The 17,463-nt window shown below is 59.5% G+C and carries 18 protein-coding genes; 6 read left to right on the forward strand and 12 right to left on the reverse strand.

Features of this window, described 5'->3' with window-relative positions; genetic code table 11:
• Nucleotides 1-20 precede the first annotated feature (20 nt).
• Nucleotides 21-593 carry a xanthine phosphoribosyltransferase gene (locus tag F7R06_RS04435; RefSeq protein ID WP_090326577.1) on the forward strand — a complete coding sequence of 191 codons (573 nt, stop codon included), beginning with the start codon at nt 21-23 and terminating at the stop codon, nt 591-593.
• A 62-nt stretch (nt 594-655) separates the two neighbouring features.
• Here the strand turns inward: F7R06_RS04435 and F7R06_RS04440 are convergent, their stop codons facing one another.
• The 6 genes from F7R06_RS04440 to dadA all read right to left on the reverse strand — a co-directional run bounded on the left by F7R06_RS04440 (nt 656) and on the right by dadA (nt 6,910).
• Nucleotides 656-2,578, reverse strand: coding sequence for an acetyl-CoA hydrolase/transferase C-terminal domain-containing protein (locus F7R06_RS04440; RefSeq protein ID WP_090326580.1), 1,923 nt, complete (start codon nt 2,576-2,578; stop codon nt 656-658).
• 255 nt (nt 2,579-2,833) lie between these two features.
• The gene (locus F7R06_RS04445) at nt 2,834-3,250 is read right to left on the reverse strand and encodes a c-type cytochrome (RefSeq protein ID WP_090326582.1); all 417 of its coding nucleotides are present in this window, start codon (nt 3,248-3,250) and stop codon (nt 2,834-2,836) included.
• A gap of 182 nt (nt 3,251-3,432) precedes the next feature.
• Nucleotides 3,433-3,981 carry a cupin domain-containing protein gene (locus F7R06_RS04450; RefSeq protein WP_090326586.1) on the reverse strand — a complete coding sequence of 183 codons (549 nt, stop codon included), beginning with the start codon at nt 3,979-3,981 and terminating at the stop codon, nt 3,433-3,435.
• 128 nt (nt 3,982-4,109) lie between these two features.
• Entirely contained in the window at nt 4,110-5,183 is a 1,074-nt protein-coding gene (gene alr / locus F7R06_RS04455) for an alanine racemase (protein WP_090326587.1), read from the reverse strand.
• Nucleotides 5,184-5,280: 97 nt separating this feature from the next.
• Nucleotides 5,281-5,634 (reverse strand): RidA family protein, encoded by a 354-nt coding sequence (locus F7R06_RS04460; protein ID WP_090326589.1) that lies wholly within the window; start codon nt 5,632-5,634, stop codon nt 5,281-5,283.
• Nucleotides 5,606-6,910, reverse strand: coding sequence for a D-amino acid dehydrogenase (gene dadA, locus F7R06_RS04465; RefSeq protein WP_090327608.1), 1,305 nt, complete (start codon nt 6,908-6,910; stop codon nt 5,606-5,608). Before dadA ends, F7R06_RS04460 begins: the two co-directional genes overlap by 29 nt.
• Nucleotides 6,911-7,067: 157 nt before the next feature.
• Between dadA and F7R06_RS04470 the strand changes: the two genes are divergently transcribed.
• Nucleotides 7,068-7,556 (forward strand): Lrp/AsnC ligand binding domain-containing protein, encoded by a 489-nt coding sequence (locus tag F7R06_RS04470; RefSeq protein ID WP_003177284.1) that lies wholly within the window; start codon nt 7,068-7,070, stop codon nt 7,554-7,556.
• 105 nt (nt 7,557-7,661) lie between these two features.
• Here F7R06_RS04470 and F7R06_RS04475 read toward each other — a convergent pair whose 3' ends face one another.
• On the reverse strand, nt 7,662-8,015 hold the full coding sequence (locus tag F7R06_RS04475) for a YkgJ family cysteine cluster protein (protein ID WP_090326591.1): 354 nt from the start codon (nt 8,013-8,015) through the stop codon (nt 7,662-7,664).
• Between the two features lie 147 nt (nt 8,016-8,162).
• Here F7R06_RS04475 and F7R06_RS04480 point away from each other — a divergent pair, with 147 nt between their 5' ends.
• On the forward strand, nt 8,163-9,476 hold the full coding sequence (locus tag F7R06_RS04480; RefSeq protein WP_090326594.1) for an NAD(P)/FAD-dependent oxidoreductase: 1,314 nt from the start codon (nt 8,163-8,165) through the stop codon (nt 9,474-9,476).
• Between the two features lie 73 nt (nt 9,477-9,549).
• On the opposite strand, the gene F7R06_RS04485 is transcribed toward F7R06_RS04480, so the two are convergent.
• Nucleotides 9,550-9,795, reverse strand: coding sequence for a DUF1127 domain-containing protein (locus F7R06_RS04485; protein WP_090326597.1), 246 nt, complete (start codon nt 9,793-9,795; stop codon nt 9,550-9,552).
• 179 nt (nt 9,796-9,974) lie between these two features.
• Between F7R06_RS04485 and F7R06_RS04490 the strand changes: the two genes are divergently transcribed.
• Both F7R06_RS04490 and F7R06_RS04495 read left to right on the forward strand, forming a co-directional pair.
• Nucleotides 9,975-11,408: an aminotransferase-like domain-containing protein gene (locus F7R06_RS04490; protein ID WP_090326599.1), complete on the forward strand. Its 1,434-nt coding sequence runs from the start codon at nt 9,975-9,977 to the stop codon at nt 11,406-11,408.
• A gap of 60 nt (nt 11,409-11,468) precedes the next feature.
• Complete coding sequence (locus F7R06_RS04495; protein ID WP_090326601.1) at nt 11,469-13,031, forward strand: phospholipase D family protein; 1,563 nt, start codon at nt 11,469-11,471, stop codon at nt 13,029-13,031.
• 27 nt (nt 13,032-13,058) lie between these two features.
• Here F7R06_RS04495 and F7R06_RS04500 read toward each other — a convergent pair whose 3' ends face one another.
• Nucleotides 13,059-14,204, reverse strand: coding sequence for an MFS transporter (locus F7R06_RS04500; protein WP_090326604.1), 1,146 nt, complete (start codon nt 14,202-14,204; stop codon nt 13,059-13,061).
• A 188-nt stretch (nt 14,205-14,392) separates the two neighbouring features.
• Nucleotides 14,393-15,886 (reverse strand): aldehyde dehydrogenase, encoded by a 1,494-nt coding sequence (locus tag F7R06_RS04505; protein ID WP_090326607.1) that lies wholly within the window; start codon nt 15,884-15,886, stop codon nt 14,393-14,395.
• Nucleotides 15,887-16,108: 222 nt separating this feature from the next.
• On the opposite strand from F7R06_RS04505, the gene F7R06_RS04510 reads away from it, so the two are divergent.
• Nucleotides 16,109-16,471, forward strand: coding sequence for a cupin domain-containing protein (locus tag F7R06_RS04510; RefSeq protein WP_090326611.1), 363 nt, complete (start codon nt 16,109-16,111; stop codon nt 16,469-16,471).
• A gap of 188 nt (nt 16,472-16,659) precedes the next feature.
• Here F7R06_RS04510 and rpmG read toward each other — a convergent pair whose 3' ends face one another.
• Together rpmG and rpmB are read right to left on the reverse strand one after the other, a co-directional pair.
• On the reverse strand, nt 16,660-16,815 hold the full coding sequence (gene rpmG, locus F7R06_RS04515; protein WP_007894709.1) for a 50S ribosomal protein L33: 156 nt from the start codon (nt 16,813-16,815) through the stop codon (nt 16,660-16,662).
• Between the two features lie 11 nt (nt 16,816-16,826).
• Nucleotides 16,827-17,060 carry a 50S ribosomal protein L28 gene (gene rpmB, locus F7R06_RS04520; RefSeq protein WP_034147715.1) on the reverse strand — a complete coding sequence of 78 codons (234 nt, stop codon included), beginning with the start codon at nt 17,058-17,060 and terminating at the stop codon, nt 16,827-16,829.
• Between the last annotated feature and the right edge of the window lie 403 nt (nt 17,061-17,463).

Raw genomic sequence — 17,463 nt, forward strand, 5'->3', positions numbered from 1 at the left:
CGCCAATAGAGGACAGCTTCATGGAAGCACTGCACCAGAAAATTCGCGAACAAGGCATCGTGCTTTCCGACCAGGTTCTGAAGGTCGACGCCTTTCTGAACCACCAGATCGACCCCGCCCTGATGAAGCTGATCGGCGACGAATTCGCCACGCTGTTCAAGGACTCGGGCATTACCAAGATCGTCACCATCGAAGCCTCGGGCATCGCCCCGGCGATCATGACGGGCCTGAACCTTGGCGTACCGGTGATTTTCGCCCGCAAGCACCAGTCCCTGACCCTGACCGAAAACCTGCTGTCGGCGACCGTGTACTCGTTCACCAAGCAGACCGAAAGCACCGTGGCGATCTCCCCGCGCCACCTGACCAGCAGCGACCGCGTACTGATCATCGACGACTTCCTGGCCAACGGTAAGGCGTCCCAGGCGCTGATTTCGATCATCAAGCAGGCCGGCGCCACCGTCGCAGGCCTGGGGATCGTGATCGAGAAATCGTTCCAGGGCGGTCGTGCAGAACTGGATGCACAGGGTTATCGCGTCGAGTCCCTGGCTCGCGTGAAATCCCTCGCCGGCGGCGTCGTGACCTTCATCGAGTAACGTCCGAACACTGCAATACCTGTGGGAGCGAGCTTACTCCCACAGTGGTTTTCGGCTATCCGTCAGGGAGCGGTGGCCTTGAGGCCCGCAAGCAACAACCGCTGATACAAATCCTCTTTCAATCCTTCAGGTTTGGTCAGCTGCATGCGCTCCAGATGCTCAGGAAACGCCGCTGGCTCCGGCGCATCCAGCGCAGCCTTGCCCAGTTCCAGAATCTCGCTCAGTTTGAATTTGCTCTTGAGCCAATTCAGCGCCCGCAACACATCCCGCTCCACGCCAGTGAAATCACAGCCCAACGGATACTCCGGAAACAAATGCGGATGCCGCGCCTGAATCGCCTGCAAACGTTGCGGACGGTTGTCGGTGAAACGCGGATCAAGGCGGAAATCCTTCGGTAATTTGCCGACCTTCTGCGCTTGCTCGATCAGCCCCGGCTGGAAACGTGAGTCGCTGATATTCAACAACGCTTCAATCACTGCCGCATCGGTCTTGCCCCGCAGATCGGCGATGCCGTACTCGGTGACGACGATGTCGCGCAAATGCCGTGGAATCGTGCAGTGACCATACTCCCAAACCATGTTGGAACTGACCTCGCCACCCGACTCGCGCCAGCTGCGCAGCAACAGTATCGAGCGCGCACCCTGCAGCGCATGACCCTGGGCAACGAAGTTGTATTGCCCGCCCACTCCGCTGAGCACACGTCCGTCCTCCAGTTGATCCGCCACGCCTGCACCAAGCAAGGTCATGGTGAATGCGGTGTTGATGAACCGTGCATCGAGGCGCTGCAAGCGCTTCAATTCTTCCTGGCCGTAGAGTTCGTTGATGTAGCTGATGCGGGTCATGTTGAATTCGAGTCGCTTGCCTTGTGGCAATTCACGCAAGCGCTCATAGAAACTGCGCGGCCCGAGAAAGAAGCCGCCATGCACCGAAATGCCGTCAGTCTGTGTCGCTTCGTCCAGAGTGCCGGCATTCGCCTGTTGCTGAGTCGGCACATCCGGGTAGACCTTGCGCCGCACGATCCCGGCATCCGCCAGCACCAGCAGGCCGTTGACGAACATTTCGCTGCAACCGTAAAGGCCTTTGGCGAACGGCTCGGTGCCGCCTTCGCGCTCGATCAATTGTGCCCACTGGCTCAGATTCAGATCCGCCAACAGCGCCTTGTAGCCGCTGTTATCGGCCTGCCGCGCCAGCAACGCAGCGGTCAGCGCATCGCCCATGGCGCCGATGCCGATCTGCAAGGTGCCGCCATCGCGGACCAGCGTGCTGGCGTGCAAACCGATGAAGTGATCCTGGAACCCCACTGGCATGTTCGGCGTGGAGAACAGCGTGGTGCTGTCCTTCGCGTCGATCAACAGGTCAAACGTATCGATGGCGACTTCGGCATCACCGGGCATGTAGGGCAAATCGTTGTGCACCTGGCCGAGCATCAGGATCGTTTCCCCGGCAGCCCGGCGCTTGGCGATCATCGGCAACAGGTCGAGGGTGATGTCCGGGTTGCAGCTCAGGCTCAAACGGTCCGGGTGCTCGGCATGACTGGCCACCAACTGTGCAACCAGGTTCAACCCGGCGGCGTTGATGTCCCGCGCGGCATGGCTGTAGTTGCTGCTGACATAGTCCTGTTGCGCGCACGCACTGTGTAGCAGGCTGCCGGGCTGCATGAAGAACTGCTGGATATGGATGTTTCCCGGCAGGCTGTCGCGACGCAGATCGGCAAGAAAATCCAGTTCCGGATAGTCGCCGAAAACCCGTTCGGTGAAAGGTTCGAGGAAGCGCTTTTGCAATCCATCGCCCAACGCAGGGCGTCCCAGGCACAGCGCGGTGTAGATCGTCAGTCGCCGCTCCGGCATTTGCGCGACACGTTGGTACAACGCGTTAACGAAGTGATTGGGCTTGCCCAGGCCCAAAGGCAGGCCCATGTGAATATGCGCCGGCAACCGCGCCAACACGTCATCAACCGCTTGCTCGATAGAACACAGCTGAACCATCCGAACCTCCCTTACATTCCATGACGTGGGGTTGGACTGAGCTTGCCGGGTCTTGGCTGCAAAGAACAGCCCGCTAGAAACACAAAACCCTGTAGGAGCGAGCTCGCGATGGTCGTCAACGATAACCTGGTGAACCTGACACGCCTCGGCGCCTTCGAAACCATCGCGAGCAAGCTCGCTCCTACAGGGGGTGGCGGCGATCAGCAGGCACAAAAAAACCGTCCTGAGACGGTTTTTTGCGAAAGATGCGGCGCCTTATTTCAGGCCGGACATCTTCTGGATCGCGCCTTTGAGCTCGGCGTCGGAGCAATCGGCGCAGGTGCCTTTAGGCGGCATCGAGTTGATACCGGTAATGGCTTTGGCCAGGATGCCGTCCAGGCCGCCCTGGTGATCGGCACGGTCTTTCCAGGCGGCGGTATCACCGATTTTTGGTGAGCCCAGCAGGCCGGTACCGTGGCAAGCGTTGCAATGTTTTGCAATCACTTCATCAGGCGTCTTGGCACCGCCACCGCCGCCGGCAGAGGCGGCGACTTCCATGCCCTTGCACTCTTTACCCTGTACGCAAACCTGGCCGACTGGCTCAAGGCGCTTGGCAATTTCGTCGTTGGTCGCAGCTTGAGCGCTGACAGCCCAGAGGGCCAATACGGTTGCTGGTACGGCCAGCATTTTCATAATTAGATTCACGCGTTCACCCTCAATGGTGGCTAGTCACGCCTACGGCCACGGTTCGCAGGCGGGCGCAAGTATAGCGGTAAGCCCGCGACACTGAAACAACCCCAAAGTCGAAGGGGTCTTGTTGCGCAACGGTAAAACAGCTCGGGTGCCTCGGCCGTGCTGGCAGGGCGCCTCTTTGCTTAAAAATTCGCCGGTGTAGCTGCGCTGATTAGTCGCGCCGGCGCATCGAACGGATTACGGAAACGATGCGGCTTGGTACTTTCAAAGTAGTAGCTATCGCCCGCTTCGAGCACAAATGTTTCGAGTCCGACCACCAGTTCCAGACGCCCTTCCACCAAAATGCCGGTTTCCTCGCCCTCATGGGTGAGCATCTCTTCACCGGTATCGGCGCCGGGCGGGTAGATTTCAGTGAGGAACGTGATAGCCCGACTCGGGTGTGCCCGGCCAACCAGTTTCATGGTCACTGCACCATCGGAAATATCGATCAGTTCGTTAGCTTTGTATACGATCTGAGCCGGTTTTTCCTGCAGGATTTCTTCGGAAAAGAACTCGACCATGGACATGGGAATCCCGCCCAACACTTTGCGCAGCGAGCTGATCGAGGGGCTGACACTGTTCTTCTCGATCATCGAAATGGTGCTGTTGGTGACGCCCGCACGTTTGGCGAGCTCACGCTGGGAAAGTCCTTTGAGCTTACGGATTGATTGCAGTCGCTCACCGACGTCCAATGCTGGAGCCTCCAGGAATTCAGGTTGTTGGAATAATGAGCGTTATCATGGCGACAGCGTTCAGTATTTACAACACTTTGACCTGAATCCTGTTCGGCGAGACAACTTCCGGTCCGGCCTGTCTGGCCCTAGCTCCCGGAATAGAGCAGTGGCACCCGGCGCAGGTTGCAGAAGATCTGGTAAGGAATCGTGCCTGCTGCGATGGCCACGTCGCTGGCCAGGATGTTCTTGCCCCACAACTCCACGGTCGAACCCAGTCCCGCTTGCGGCACATCGGTCAGGTCGATGCACAGCATGTCCATCGACACACGGCCGATCAACTGGCTACGCTGCCCCGCGACCAACACTGGGGTGCCGGTCGGTGCCAGGCGCGGGTAGCCGTCGGCGTACCCCATGGCCACCACGCCCACGCGCATCGGTTTCTGGGTAATGAATTTGGCGCCATAACCAATCGGCTCGCCGGCCGGCAGTTCACGCACGCTGATCACTTTCGATTCAAGGGTCATCACCGGCTGCAGGCGTGCAGCCACGGCATTGGCTTCTTCAAACGGTGTGGCACCGTAGAGCATGATGCCTGGACGCACCCAGTCACTCGGTACCTGCGGCCAGCCGAGCACCGCCGGCGAGTTGCGAAGGCTGACCTCGGCCGACAGTCCCTGACGCGCCGCTTCAAACACAGCGACTTGCTCGACGCTCGCTTGACTGTGCAACTCATCGGCTCGGGCGAAGTGGCTCATCAGCACGATCTTCGCGACCTTGCCAGTGGCCAGCAGACGCTGGTAGGCCGCTTGGTAATCCTTCGGATGCAGGCCCACCCGATGCATGCCCGAATCGAGTTTGAGCCAGACCACAATCGGTTTGCTCAAAGCGGCCTTCTCGATCGCCTCGAGTTGCCACAGCGAATGCACCACGCACCAGAAATCATGCTCGACGATCAGCGAAAGCTCATCCGCCTCAAAAAAACCTTCCAGCAACAACACCGGCGCACGAATGCCTGCGGCCCGAAGCTCCAGGGCTTCTTCAATGCAGGCCACGGCAAAACCATCTGCCTCGGCTTCCAGCGCCTGGGCGCAACGCACCGCGCCATGGCCGTAAGCATCGGCCTTGATGACCGCGAGGGCCTTGGCACCCGTGACTTCACGGGCGATTTGGTAGTTGTGACGCAGGGCTTGAAGGTCGATCAGGGCACGGGCAGGGCGCATGGCGGCAGACTTCTGGTCGGTCGTTTGGAAGAAAAACCGGCGCAGGCTGATGACGTTAGCCGCCAGTCGCGCCGGGAGAGGGATCTTTCTGAGTTGCTTATGGCAGAGCGGCTACAACCGACAGCTCTACCAGGATTTCCGGTTCGCACAGCTTCGCTTCAACGGTGGCGCGGGCCGGTGCGACGCCTTTGGGCAACCACTGGTCCCAGACGGCATTCATGCCGGCGAAGTGTGCATCGATGTCTTTCAGGTAAATCGTCACCGACAGCAGACGGTTTTTGTCGGTCCCGGCCAGATCGAGCAAACGCTCGATGTTGGCGAGGGCTTCACGGGTCTGCTGTTCAATCCCGGCGTTCATGTCGTCGCCAACCTGTCCGGCCAGATACACCGTGCCGTTGTGGGTGACGATCTGACTCATGCGCTCATTGGTGAGCTGGCGCTGGATTGACATGCTTTGCGGACTCCTGGGTTTTGTTGCCATAACGGGAAATATCGAGGCCTTCGGCACTGATTTGTGGCTTTTTCTTCGCCATCAGATCAGCCAGCAAGCGGCCGGAGCCACAAGCCATGGTCCAGCCCAGGGTGCCGTGACCGGTGTTCAGGAACAGATTCTTGAACGGCGTGGCACCAACAATTGGCGTGCCATCCGGAGTGGTCGGACGCAGGCCGGTCCAGAAGCTGGCCTCGGCCAGATTGCCGCCCTGAGGATAGAGGTCGTTGACGATCATCTCCAGGGTTTCGCGCCGACGCGGGTTCAGCGACAGGTCAAAACCGGCGATTTCAGCCATGCCGCCGACGCGGATGCGGTTGTCGAAACGGGTGATCGCAACCTTGTAGGTCTCGTCGAGAATGGTCGAGGTCGGGGCCATGGCCGGGTTGGTGATCGGCACGGTCAGGGAGTAACCCTTGAGCGGATACACCGGGGCCTTGATGCCCAGAGGCTTGAGCAATTGCGGCGAGTAGCTGCCGAGTGCAAGGACGTAGCGGTCAGCGGTTTCCAGCTTGCCGTCGATCCATACACCGTTGATGCGATCGCCGGCGAAGTCCAGGCGCTGGATGTCCTGACCGAAACGGAATTGCACGCCGAGGTTCGCGGCCATCTCTGCAAGCTTGGTGGTGAACATCTGGCAGTCGCCGGTCTGGTCGTTCGGCAGGCGCAAGGCACCGGCGAGGATGTCGGTGACACTCGCCAGGGCCGGCTCAACGCGGGCAATGCCTGCGCGGTCGAGCAGTTCGAACGGCACGCCAGACTCTTTCAACACGGCGATGTCTTTCGCTGCGCCGTCGAGCTGGGCCTGGGTGCGGAATAATTGAGTCGTACCGAGGCTGCGGCCTTCGTAGGCAATGCCGGTTTCGGCGCGCAGTTCGTCGAGGCAGTCACGGCTGTACTCGGACAGACGGACCATGCGCTCCTTGTTCACCGCGTAACGGCTGGCGGTGCAGTTGCGCAGCATTTGCGCCATCCACAGGTATTGGTCGATGTCGCCAGTGGCTTTGATCGCCAGCGGCGCGTGGCGCTGCAACAGCCACTTGATGGCTTTGAGCGGCACGCCCGGTGCGGCCCACGGCGAGGCATAACCGGGCGAAACCTGGCCGGCGTTGGCGAAACTGGTCTCCATCGCGGCAGCTGGCTGCCGGTCGACGACCACCACTTCAAACCCGGCACGGGCCAGATAGTAAGCACTGGTGGTGCCGATGACGCCGCTACCCAAGACCATAACGCGCATTTTCATATCCCTCATCGCGGCTAACCGCTGACGTTTGTTGTTCAGAGCTTTAGATGTGCGCAGTGTAAAAAAGAATAGCCAGTGATTTTCACTATATAAGCGCCTATATTTGGCGACAATTCTCGGCAAAAACCCTTTTCACGGAGGCGCATCCCCTATGCGTACCAACACTCAAACCAAACGTGAGCTGGATAAGATCGACCGCAACATTCTGCGGATCCTGCAAGCGGACGGACGTATTTCCTTCACCGAGCTGGGGGAGAAGGTCGGGCTCTCGACCACGCCCTGTACCGAACGGGTGCGGCGCCTGGAGCGCGAAGGGATCATCATGGGCTACAACGCGCGGCTCAATCCGCAACACCTCAAGGGTAGTCTTCTGGTGTTCGTAGAGATCAGTCTCGACTACAAATCCGGCGACACTTTCGAAGAGTTCCGACGCGCAGTGCTGAAGCTGCCCCACGTGCTGGAATGCCATCTGGTGTCAGGGGACTTCGACTATCTGGTGAAAGCGCGGATTTCCGAGATGGCCTCGTACCGCAAGCTGCTGGGCGACATCCTGCTCAAGCTGCCCCATGTGCGCGAATCCAAGAGTTACATCGTGATGGAAGAGGTGAAAGAGAGCTTGAGTTTGCCAATTCCGGATTGAAACTTACAGTTTGTTCAAGCCCGCTCCCACAGGTGTTGCGCTGACCTGTGGAAGCGGGTCTGCCCGCGACAGGGTCGGCTCAGTTCCGCTGAAGTACACCGCCGTTTAAACCAACACCTGCCGTGTACTGGCCATGTATTCGAACACCTGCTTCTCCACCCGCGGATGAATCAGCTCCACCGGCCCTCGCCCGTTGGGGCACGGCAAGCTCTTGGTCGTGCCGAACAATCGGCAGATCAGTGGCCGCTCGTCATACACCGTGCAACCGTTCGGTCCCAGGTGCACACAGTTGAGTTCCTCCATCGCCGCGTCCTGCTCGGCCCGGGTCTTGCGCGGCAGGCGCGACATTTCTTCCGGGGAGGTTGTCACCGGGCCACAGCAGTCATGGCAGCCGGGGACGCACTCGAATGAGGGAATCTGCTGGCGAAGGGTGCGGATTTTCTGACTGTTGCAGCTCATCGAAGCGGTGACCGATATCGGAATAGAGCGGGATTCTGACGCAAAAGCCCAGATCCAGACAGCAGCAACCGACCAATGTTGCCCGTCTGCGAAGGTCCGGCTTATGCTCCGTCAAATTTTATAAACACAAGTATCAGGATCACGTAGATGACTGCTCGTGCTCGGCAACCTGTCTCGAACCACCAGCACACCGCCTCCTACTATGCCGCCAGCAGCTTGCCGCAGCCGGAGTATCCGCTGCTCAAGGGCGAAGTGCTGGCCGACGTGTGCGTGGTCGGTGGCGGGTTCTCGGGATTGAATACGGCGCTTGAACTGGCCGAACGCGGCCTCAGCGTGGTGTTGCTCGAAGCGCACAAGATCGGCTGGGGCGCCAGCGGACGCAATGGCGGGCAGTTGATTCGCGGCGTCGGGCACGGCCTCGATCAATTCGCCAATGTGATCGGTGCGGACGGTGTGCGTCAGATGAAACTCATGGGCCTGGAAGCGGTGGAAATCGTCCGACAGCGCATCGAGCGATTTCAGATCCCCTGCGACCTGACCTGGGGTTACTGCGACCTGGCCAACAAACCCCGCGACCTCGAAGGCTTCGCCGAAGACGCCGAAGAACTGCGCAGCCTCGGTTATCGCTACGAAACCCGCCTGCTGCAACCCCATGAGATGCACACGGTGGTGGGCTCCGACCGCTACGTCGGCGGTCTTGTCGACATGGGTTCCGGGCACCTGCACCCGTTGAACCTGGCACTGGGCGAAGCGGCTGCCGCCCTGCGATTGGGCGTCAAACTATTCGAACAGTCCGCGGTTACCCGAATCGATTACGGCCCCGAGATCAAGGTTCATTCCGCCCAAGGCTCGGTCCGCGCCAGGACATTGGTGCTGGGCTGCAACGCTTACCTCAATGAACTAAACCCGCACCTCAGCGGCAAAGTGCTGCCCGCCGGCAGTTACATCATCGCCACCGAACCGTTGAGCGAGGAGCAGGCGCACGCCCTGCTACCGCAGAACATGGCGGTCTGTGATCAGCGAGTGGCGCTGGATTACTACCGGCTCTCGGCAGATCGACGCTTGCTGTTCGGCGGCGCCTGCCATTACTCAGGTCGAGACCCGAAAGACATCGCCGCCTACATGCGGCCAAAGATGCTGGATGTATTCCCGCAGCTGGCCGACGTGAAAATCGATTACCAATGGGGCGGCATGATCGGTATCGGCGCCAACCGCTTGCCGCAAATCGGTCGACTCAACGACCAACCGAATGTGTATTACGCCCAGGCCTATTCCGGCCATGGCGTGAATGCCACGCACCTGGCGGGCAAGTTGCTGGCCGAAGCGATCAGCGGCCAGCACAGCGGTGGGTTCGATCTGTTCGCCAAGGTGCCACACATCACCTTCCCCGGCGGCAAGCATCTGCGTTCGCCGTTACTGGCGCTGGGGATGTTGTGGCATCGGCTCAAAGAGTGGGTCTGATATGGCTTTGGTGTCATCTCTGACGCCTTCGCTGGCAAGCCAGCGAAGAGGCCCGGAGAAAACGCTGCAAAACTCAGATCCGCCAGAAAGGCTTGAGCCCCTCCTCCCGCGCCTGTTCACGCGTCAGCCCGACATCCTTGAGCTGCTCGGGTGTCAGCCTCAGCAGCGCCTGGCGCGTGTGCAGACGCTGCCAGAACAGAGCCCAGCGACTCAGGCCCATCGGTGCATTGCGCATGACTGACCTGTGCGCACCGTTATTCTGCCCTGCCGCCAGTTCCTGACTGTGTAACGTCAGCCGCACATCGCTCAAGCCGTTCATTTTCATTGCTCCTGTTTACTTGGGTAGCCAGAGATTCCATGATGCGTGGGCGAGCAAAAGCATTACAGATTCAACACTGATGTATTATTTCCATACAGAATTGCCGTTCGAAGCACTGAATTGTCGATTTTTACCGCATCTGTACTGGTCTACCGAATCACCCGCACCGAGGCAGTGCCATGACCCTTTATGTGAACCTCGCCGAATTGCTCGGCACGCGTATCGAACAGGGCTTCTATCGCCCGGGTGACCGGCTGCCATCGGTGCGGGCACTGAGCATTGAGCACGGGGTCAGCCTGAGCACGGTGCAGCAGGCCTATCGCATGCTGGAAGACAACGGACTGGCCACGCCAAAACCCAAATCCGGGTATTTCGTGCCGGTCAGTCGCGAGTTGCCGGAACTGCCGGCGATTGGTCGCCCGGCTCAACGCCCTGTGGATATCTCCCAATGGGATCAGGTGCTGGAACTGATCCGCGCGGTACCGCGAAAGGATGTGGTGCAACTGGGTCGCGGCATGCCGGACATCACCAGCCCGACCATGAAACCGTTGTTGCGTGATCTGGCGCGGATCAGTCGGCGGCAGGACATGCCCGGCCTGTATTACGACAACATCCACGGCAATATCGAGCTGCGCGAACAGATTGCACGCCTGATGCTCGATTCCGGCTGCCAATTGAGCCCGGGCGATCTGGTGGTCACAACCGGTTGCCATGAAGCGCTGTCTACCAGCATTCGGGCGATCTGCGAGCCGGGCGACATCGTGGCGGTCGACTCACCCAGCTTCCACGGCGCCATGCAGACCCTCAAGGGCCTGGGCATGAAAGCCCTGGAAATCCCCACTGACCCGCTCACCGGCATCAGCCTGGAAGCGCTGGAACTGGCATTGGAACAATGGCCGATCAAGGCCATACAGTTGACCCCCAACTGCAACAACCCGCTGGGCTACATCATGCCGGAGTCGCGAAAACGCGGGCTGTTGACGCTCGCACAGCGTTTCGACGTGGCGATCATCGAGGATGATGTGTATGGCGAACTGTCCTACACCTATCCGCGTCCGCGTACGATCAAATCCTTCGACGAGGACGGTCGCGTCTTACTGTGCAGTTCATTTTCCAAGACGTTGGCACCTGGCCTGCGCATCGGCTGGGTGGCACCCGGTCGTTACCTGGAACGGGTGCTGCACATGAAATACATCAGCACTGGCTCCACGGCGCCACAGCCACAGATTGCCATCGCCGAATTCCTCAAGGGCGGCCATTTCGAACCGCATTTGCGAAGGATGCGGACGCAATACCAGCGCAATCGCGACGCCATGATCGACTGGGTCACCCGCTACTTCCCAGCCGGTACGCGCGCCAGTCGTCCGCAAGGCAGCTTCATGCTGTGGGTTGAACTGCCGGAAGGGTTCGACACCCTGAAACTGAATCGCGCCTTACACGACCAGGGCGTACAGATTGCCGTCGGCAGCATCTTTTCCGCCTCTGGCAAATACCGCAATTGCCTGCGGATGAACTACGCTGCCAAACCAACAGCACAGATCGAAGACGCGGTACGCAAGGTCGGTGCGGCGGCCATCCAATTGCTGGCCGAAACCAGCAATCTCAACGACTGACCTTTCTGCGGATACCAACGTCCATATGCCAAGACCTGCCGCCAATCGGAACGATCCCACGTGAGAGTCACAAAGCCCCTGCTTGCTCTTGTATTGGCCTCGTTTCTCGGTGGTTGCGCCAGCCTCGACGTACAGCGCGAACCGAGCCAGGCGCTGCCAGCGAGTGACTCGGCATTCGGTCGCTCGGTCCTGGCCCAGGCAGCGCCCCATCAAGGGCAGTCCGGTTTTCGCCTGCTTTCCGACAGCACCGAAGCCTTCACTGCGCGCGCCGAGCTGATCCGCAACGCGCAACGCAGTCTCGATTTGCAGTACTACATCGTTCACGACGGCATCAGTACACGAATGCTGGCCAATGAACTGCTCAAGGCCGCTGACCGTGGCGTGCGCGTGCGTATTCTGATCGACGATACCACCAGTGACGGCCTGGACTTCACCATCGCCACGCTGGCGGCGCATCCACAGATCCAGATTCGCGTGTTCAACCCGCTGAATCTGGGCCGCAGCACTGGCGTGACGCGAACCATGGGCCGCTTGTTCAACCTGTCGCAGCAACATCGGCGCATGCATAACAAACTGTGGCTGGCCGACAACAGCATGGCCATCGTGGGTGGCCGCAATCTGGGTGACGAGTATTTCGATGCCGAACCCAACCTGAACTTCACCGACATCGACATGCTCGGCGTGGGCCCGGTCGCCGAGCAGTTGGGCCACAGTTTCGACCAGTACTGGAACAGCGCCCTGAGCAAGCCGATCGATGGGTTTCTATACAGCAAACCGACCGCCAAGGACCTGGAAAACACCCGGACCCGGCTCGAAGAATCCCTGGAGGCAACCCGAAAGGAGAACCACGCCCTCTATAAACATCTGATGACTTACGCCACCAAACCGCGCCTGGACATTTGGCGCAAAGAGTTGGTATGGGCCTGGAACCAGGCGTTGTGGGATGCACCAAGCAAGGTGCTGGCCGATGGCGAACCAGACCCTCAATTGCTGCTGACCACGCAATTGGCGCCCGAACTCAATGGCGTCAGCAAAGAGTTGATCATGGTCTCGGCTTATTTCGTGCCAGGTCAGCCAGGGCTGGTCTACTTGACCGGGCGCGCCGATGCCGGGGTTTCAGTACGACTGCTGACCAACTCCCTGGAAGCGACGGACGTACCGGCGGTGCATGGCGGTTATGCACCGTATCGCAAGGCGTTGCTGGAACATGGCGTGCAATTGTTCGAGTTGCGCCGCCAGCCGGGCGAAGGCGGCAGCGGCCCCAAACTATTCTACAGCCGATCCTATCGCGGCTCCGATTCCAGCCTGCACAGCAAAGCGATCATTTTCGACCAGCAGAAAGCCTTCATCGGCTCGTTCAACTTCGATCCGCGCTCGGTGCTGTGGAACACCGAAGTCGGCGTTCTGGTGGACAGCCCGGAACTCGCGGCACACGCGCGCGAACTGGCGCTGCAAGGCATGGCGCCGCCCCTGAGCTACAAAGTGGAACTGGAAAAAAACCAGCTCGTCTGGGTCACCGAAGACAATGGCAAACTGCACACCCTGACCAGGGAGCCGGGCAGTTGGTGGCGACACTTCAATGCCTGGCTCAGTAATACGGTTGGCCTGGAACGGATGTTGTAACCCTGCGGGAGCTTGCTCCCACAGGGCTTAGGCCGGCTCGGCAACCGAGCCAAATGCCCCTTGGCGCGAAACGACGATCAAAACGCCCAACGCCCCCACCGCCATCAGCAACGGCAAGGCGTGCCCGCTGATCCACTGGCTGCCGGCACCGGCCAACAATGGTCCGATCAGGCAGCCGATCCCCCATAACTGCGCGATATGCGCATTGGCCCTGACCAGCGCGTCGTCGCGATAACGCTCGCCGATCAGAATCAGCGACAAGGTGAACAAGCCGCCCGCGCTGGCACCGAACAACACCCACAGCGGCCAGATCAGCAACGTGTCGATCAGCAACGGGATGGCCAGACTCGACCCCAGCAGCACCACCGCGCACCCGGTAAACAAGGCGCGCCGCGACAGGCGATCGGCCAATGCGCCAATCGGTAATTGCAGCACGGCATCACCGACCACCACCGTACTGACCATCGCCAGGGCGATTTCCGTGGTGAAGCCCTGGCGCAAGCAGTAGACCGGCAGCAGCGTCAGGATCATTGCTTCGAACGCAGCAAACAGCGACACCGCCCAGGCAATCGCCGGCAGACCCCGACAGAACTCGAGCAAATCTCTCAGAGTCACGCTGCTGGACTCACTGCTCGGAGCACCGCTGCGGCCCAACAACAGGAACGGTGCCGCCATCAGCAGACTGACGCCAACCCAAAAACCATAATCGTGCTCGGTGCCAATAAAGCCCAACAACACCGGTCCGGCCAGCTGACTCAGCGCATAACTGCTGCCATACAGCGCGACCAAACGCCCACGCCATTGCTCGACCACCAGTTGGTTGATCCAGCTTTCACCGATGATGAACACGAGGGTCAGGATCACCCCGATCATCAGCCGCAGCACCAGCCAGATCGGGTAACTCGGCAACAGTGCCAACAAGCCGATGGAAACCGCTCCGGCCCACAGGCACAGGCGCATCAGGTTGGCGGTGCCGAAACGCGCCGCCAGACGACTGGAAATCTTCGCCCCGACCAGTACACCGATGGCCGGCATCGCCGCCATCACACCAATGGCAAACGAGCCGTAACCCCAGCTTTCCAGGCGAAACGACACCAGCGGCATGCTGACCCCCAGGGCCAGACCGACACTCAAGACAGACGCCAACACGGCGAAATACGTCGCCCAACGCATGTTCCACGCTCCTGTGGATAATTTTTATGTACGGCACAAAACACTGTGGGAGCGAGCCTGCTCGCGATGACGGAGCAACATTCAACTTGTTCGTCGACTGTCACACCGCTAATCGCGAGCAGGCTCGCTCCCACAAGGGATCTGCTTCGTTCAGGAGGCCTGCTCTGCAACAGGCCGCCTGTAACGACTTACAACTTGATCCAGGTCGCCTTCAGCTCGGTGTACTTGTCGAACGCGTGCAGCGACTTGTCGCGACCGTTGCCGGACTGCTTGAAGCCACCGAACGGTGCGGTCATGTCGCCGCCATCGTACTGGTTGACCCACACACTACCGGCACGCAGTGCACGGGCGGTCAGGTGCGCCTTGGAGATGTCGGAAGTCCACACGGCAGCGGCCAGACCGTACGGGGTGTCGTTGGCGATCGCGACGGCTTCTTCGGCGCTGTCGAAGGTGATGACTGACAGTACCGGGCCGAAGATTTCTTCCTGGGCGATTTTCATCGCGTTGCTCACGCCGTCGAAAATCGTCGGCTCAACGTAGGTACCACCGGTTTCCTGGAGGATACGTTTACCACCGGCCACCAGTTTGGCGCCGTCGGTATGACCGGACTCGATGTAGGACAACACGGTGTTCATCTGCTGGGTATCCACCAATGCACCGACGTTGGTCGCCGGATCCAGCGGGTTGCCCGGCTTCCAGGTTTTCAGGGCTTCGATCACCAGTGGCAGGAATTTGTCCTTGATCGAACGCTCCACCAGCAGGCGCGAACCGGCGGTGCAGACTTCGCCCTGGTTGAAGGCGATAGCACCCGCAGCGGCTTCAGCAGCCTCCTGCAGGTTTGGCGCGTCGGCGAACACGATGTTCGGGCTCTTGCCGCCGGCTTCGAGCCAGACGCGCTTCATATTCGATTCGCCGGAGTAGATCAGCAGTTGCTTGGCGATCTTGGTCGAACCGGTGAACACCAGAGTATCTACGTCGTTATGCAGGGCCAGGGCCTTGCCGACGGTATGACCGTAACCCGGCAGGACGTTGAGCACGCCTTTCGGAATCCCGGCTTCGACGGCCAAAGCAGCGATGCGGATGGCGGTCAGCGGCGATTTTTCCGACGGTTTGAGGATCACCGAGTTACCGGTGGACAGCGCCGGACCGAGTTTCCAGCACGCCATCATCAGCGGGAAGTTCCACGGCACGATGGCGCCGACAACACCGACAGGCTCGCGAGTCACCAGGCCCAGTTGATCGTGCGGGGTCGCCGCGACTTCGTCGTAGATCTTGTCGATGGCTTCGCCGCTCCAGCTCAGGGCTTGCGCCGCGCCGGGAACGTCGATGTACAGGGAGTCGCTGATCGGCTTGCCCATGTCCAGGGTTTCAAGCAAGGCCAGCTCTTCGGCGTGCTGTTTCAGCAGGCCGGCAAAACGGATCATGGTGGCTTTGCGTTTGGTCGGCGCCAGGCGCGACCAGACACCGGAATTGAAGGTGGCACGGGCGTTTTCAACGGCGCGCTGGGCATCGGCGGCATCACAGCTGGCAATCTTGCCCAGCAGACGGCCATCGACCGGGCTGATGCACTCGAAGGTCTCGCCGGAGACGGCATCGGTGTATTCACCATTGATGTAGGCGCGGCCTTCGATCTTCAGATCGCGAGCCCGCTGCTCCCAATCGGCACGAGTCAGGGTGGTCATGCGAGTGTCCTCCTCTTATTGAATACGACACCCGCGATCTTCGCGGGCGCTGTCAGGAATTCTGCCCGGCCAGCCTGCTTTCGGCCCAAGGCAACCGCCACCCTAAACCAGCGGCAGGTGAAGTTTCAATATATTTGACATAACACCGGCAAACGGCCTTGCGATGTTCATTTTAATAAACATAGACTTTAGCGATACCAACAATAACTGGGGAATACAACAATGAGCGTCCAGAACATCGTCGACTTTGGCCAGGCCACCACCGAGCCCGAGCGCTATCGACCAGACCCGGCCAGAGTGCTCAAGGGCGACCCCGAGCAAACGGTCTACAACCACTACAACAGCCCTTGCGGTCAATTGAATGCTGGCGTGTGGGAAGGTGCCGTCGGCCAGTGGCTGGTGAACTTCACCGAGCATGAATACTGCGAAATCATTCAGGGCGTTTCCGTGCTGCGCGATAACGATGGCAACAGCAAAACCGTCCGCGCGGGTGATCGCTTCGTGATCCCGGCCGGGTTCCGGGGCACCTGGGAAGTGCTGGAGCCGTGCCGCAAGATTTATGTGGCGTTTGAACAGAAGGCCTGAAGACGTCCATAGTCTGGACCGACCTTATCGCGGGCAAGCCACGCTCCCACAGAGATCTGCGTCATTCGCAGAACCTGTGGAAGCGGACTTGCTCCGTACGAAGGCCCTGACAAGCACCACAAAACTCAGGCAACAAAAAAGGCCCGTATCTCGCGATACGGGCCTTTTTCGTAAGAGGAGAAAATCAATTACTTGATTTTGCCTTCTTTGTAGATCACGTGCTTGCGAACAACCGGATCAAATTTCTTGATCTCGATTTTGTCCGGAGTAGTACGCTTGTTCTTGTCGGTAGTGTAGAAGTGACCAGTACCGGCGCTCGAAATCAAACGAATCAATTCACGCATGATTAGCTCCCTTAGATCTTGCCAGCTTTGCGGATTTCGGCCAGCACGGCAGTGATGCCACGCTTGTCGATGATACGCATGCCTTTGGCAGATACGCGCAGACGCACGAAACGTTTCTCTTCTTCAACCCAGAAGCGGTGATGCTGCAGGTTCGGCAGGAAACGACGACGGGTTTTGTTGTTTGCGTGGGAAATGTTATTCCCAGTCACCGGACCCTTACCGGTAACTTGACAGACTCTAGACATGCCTCAGCCCTCTAAAACCACATGCCCAACCCGGCATGGGTTGGCCGCTTAATCTCTCAGTCATTTGGCGCCAGGCGCCGCGTTTCTTTAGGGGTCTTACCGGCTACACCTACAAACGAAGGAACCGGGCCCCTAGAAAAGAGCGCTGCTTTATACCAGAAAGACTGGAGAGCAACAACATTCGGTGTGCGATGAGTTGATAAAAACCCCATTTTTCCGGCGCCAGCCGCCTTGGATAAAGGCTGTCGTCGATTTTGACCACTCGTCGCAGAGAATCCGCCCAACCCACCCATCTTGCCGTTTGGCGCCCGATGCCCACCAAAATCAATCGCCTATGGTCCCCTCAAAATCAAAAAGGGGATAGTCATTTGCAATCGAGCCCACTAGGGTAAGCCTTTTCCAG

It is taken from the genome of Pseudomonas moorei (assembly GCF_008801475.1).
GTDB lineage: Bacteria > Pseudomonadota > Gammaproteobacteria > Pseudomonadales > Pseudomonadaceae > Aquipseudomonas > Aquipseudomonas moorei.

Coding starts and splice junctions, on each gene's coding strand:
- F7R06_RS04485 (WP_090326597.1), bottom strand. CDS start 9,795: ATGAACGGCTTGAGCGATGTGCGGCTGACGTTACACAGTCAGGAACTG.
- F7R06_RS04460 (WP_090326589.1), bottom strand. CDS start 5,634: ATGTCAATCCAGCGCCAGCTCACCAATGAGCGCATGAGTCAGATCGTC.
- F7R06_RS04480 (WP_090326594.1), top strand. CDS start 8,163: ATGACTGCTCGTGCTCGGCAACCTGTCTCGAACCACCAGCACACCGCC.
- rpmG (WP_007894709.1), bottom strand. CDS start 16,815: ATGCGTGAATTGATTCGTTTGATTTCGAGCGCCGGTACTGGTCACTTC.
- rpmB (WP_034147715.1), bottom strand. CDS start 17,060: ATGTCTAGAGTCTGTCAAGTTACCGGTAAGGGTCCGGTGACTGGGAAT.
- F7R06_RS04440 (WP_090326580.1), bottom strand. CDS start 2,578: ATGGTTCAGCTGTGTTCTATCGAGCAAGCGGTTGATGACGTGTTGGCG.
- dadA (WP_090327608.1), bottom strand. CDS start 6,910: ATGCGCGTTATGGTCTTGGGTAGCGGCGTCATCGGCACCACCAGTGCT.
- F7R06_RS04470 (WP_003177284.1), top strand. CDS start 7,068: ATGCGTACCAACACTCAAACCAAACGTGAGCTGGATAAGATCGACCGC.
- F7R06_RS04490 (WP_090326599.1), top strand. CDS start 9,975: ATGACCCTTTATGTGAACCTCGCCGAATTGCTCGGCACGCGTATCGAA.
- F7R06_RS04475 (WP_090326591.1), bottom strand. CDS start 8,015: ATGAGCTGCAACAGTCAGAAAATCCGCACCCTTCGCCAGCAGATTCCC.
- alr (WP_090326587.1), bottom strand. CDS start 5,183: ATGCGCCCTGCCCGTGCCCTGATCGACCTTCAAGCCCTGCGTCACAAC.
- F7R06_RS04435 (WP_090326577.1), top strand. CDS start 21: ATGGAAGCACTGCACCAGAAAATTCGCGAACAAGGCATCGTGCTTTCC.
- F7R06_RS04505 (WP_090326607.1), bottom strand. CDS start 15,886: ATGACCACCCTGACTCGTGCCGATTGGGAGCAGCGGGCTCGCGATCTG.
- F7R06_RS04500 (WP_090326604.1), bottom strand. CDS start 14,204: ATGCGTTGGGCGACGTATTTCGCCGTGTTGGCGTCTGTCTTGAGTGTC.
- F7R06_RS04445 (WP_090326582.1), bottom strand. CDS start 3,250: ATGAAAATGCTGGCCGTACCAGCAACCGTATTGGCCCTCTGGGCTGTC.
- F7R06_RS04510 (WP_090326611.1), top strand. CDS start 16,109: ATGAGCGTCCAGAACATCGTCGACTTTGGCCAGGCCACCACCGAGCCC.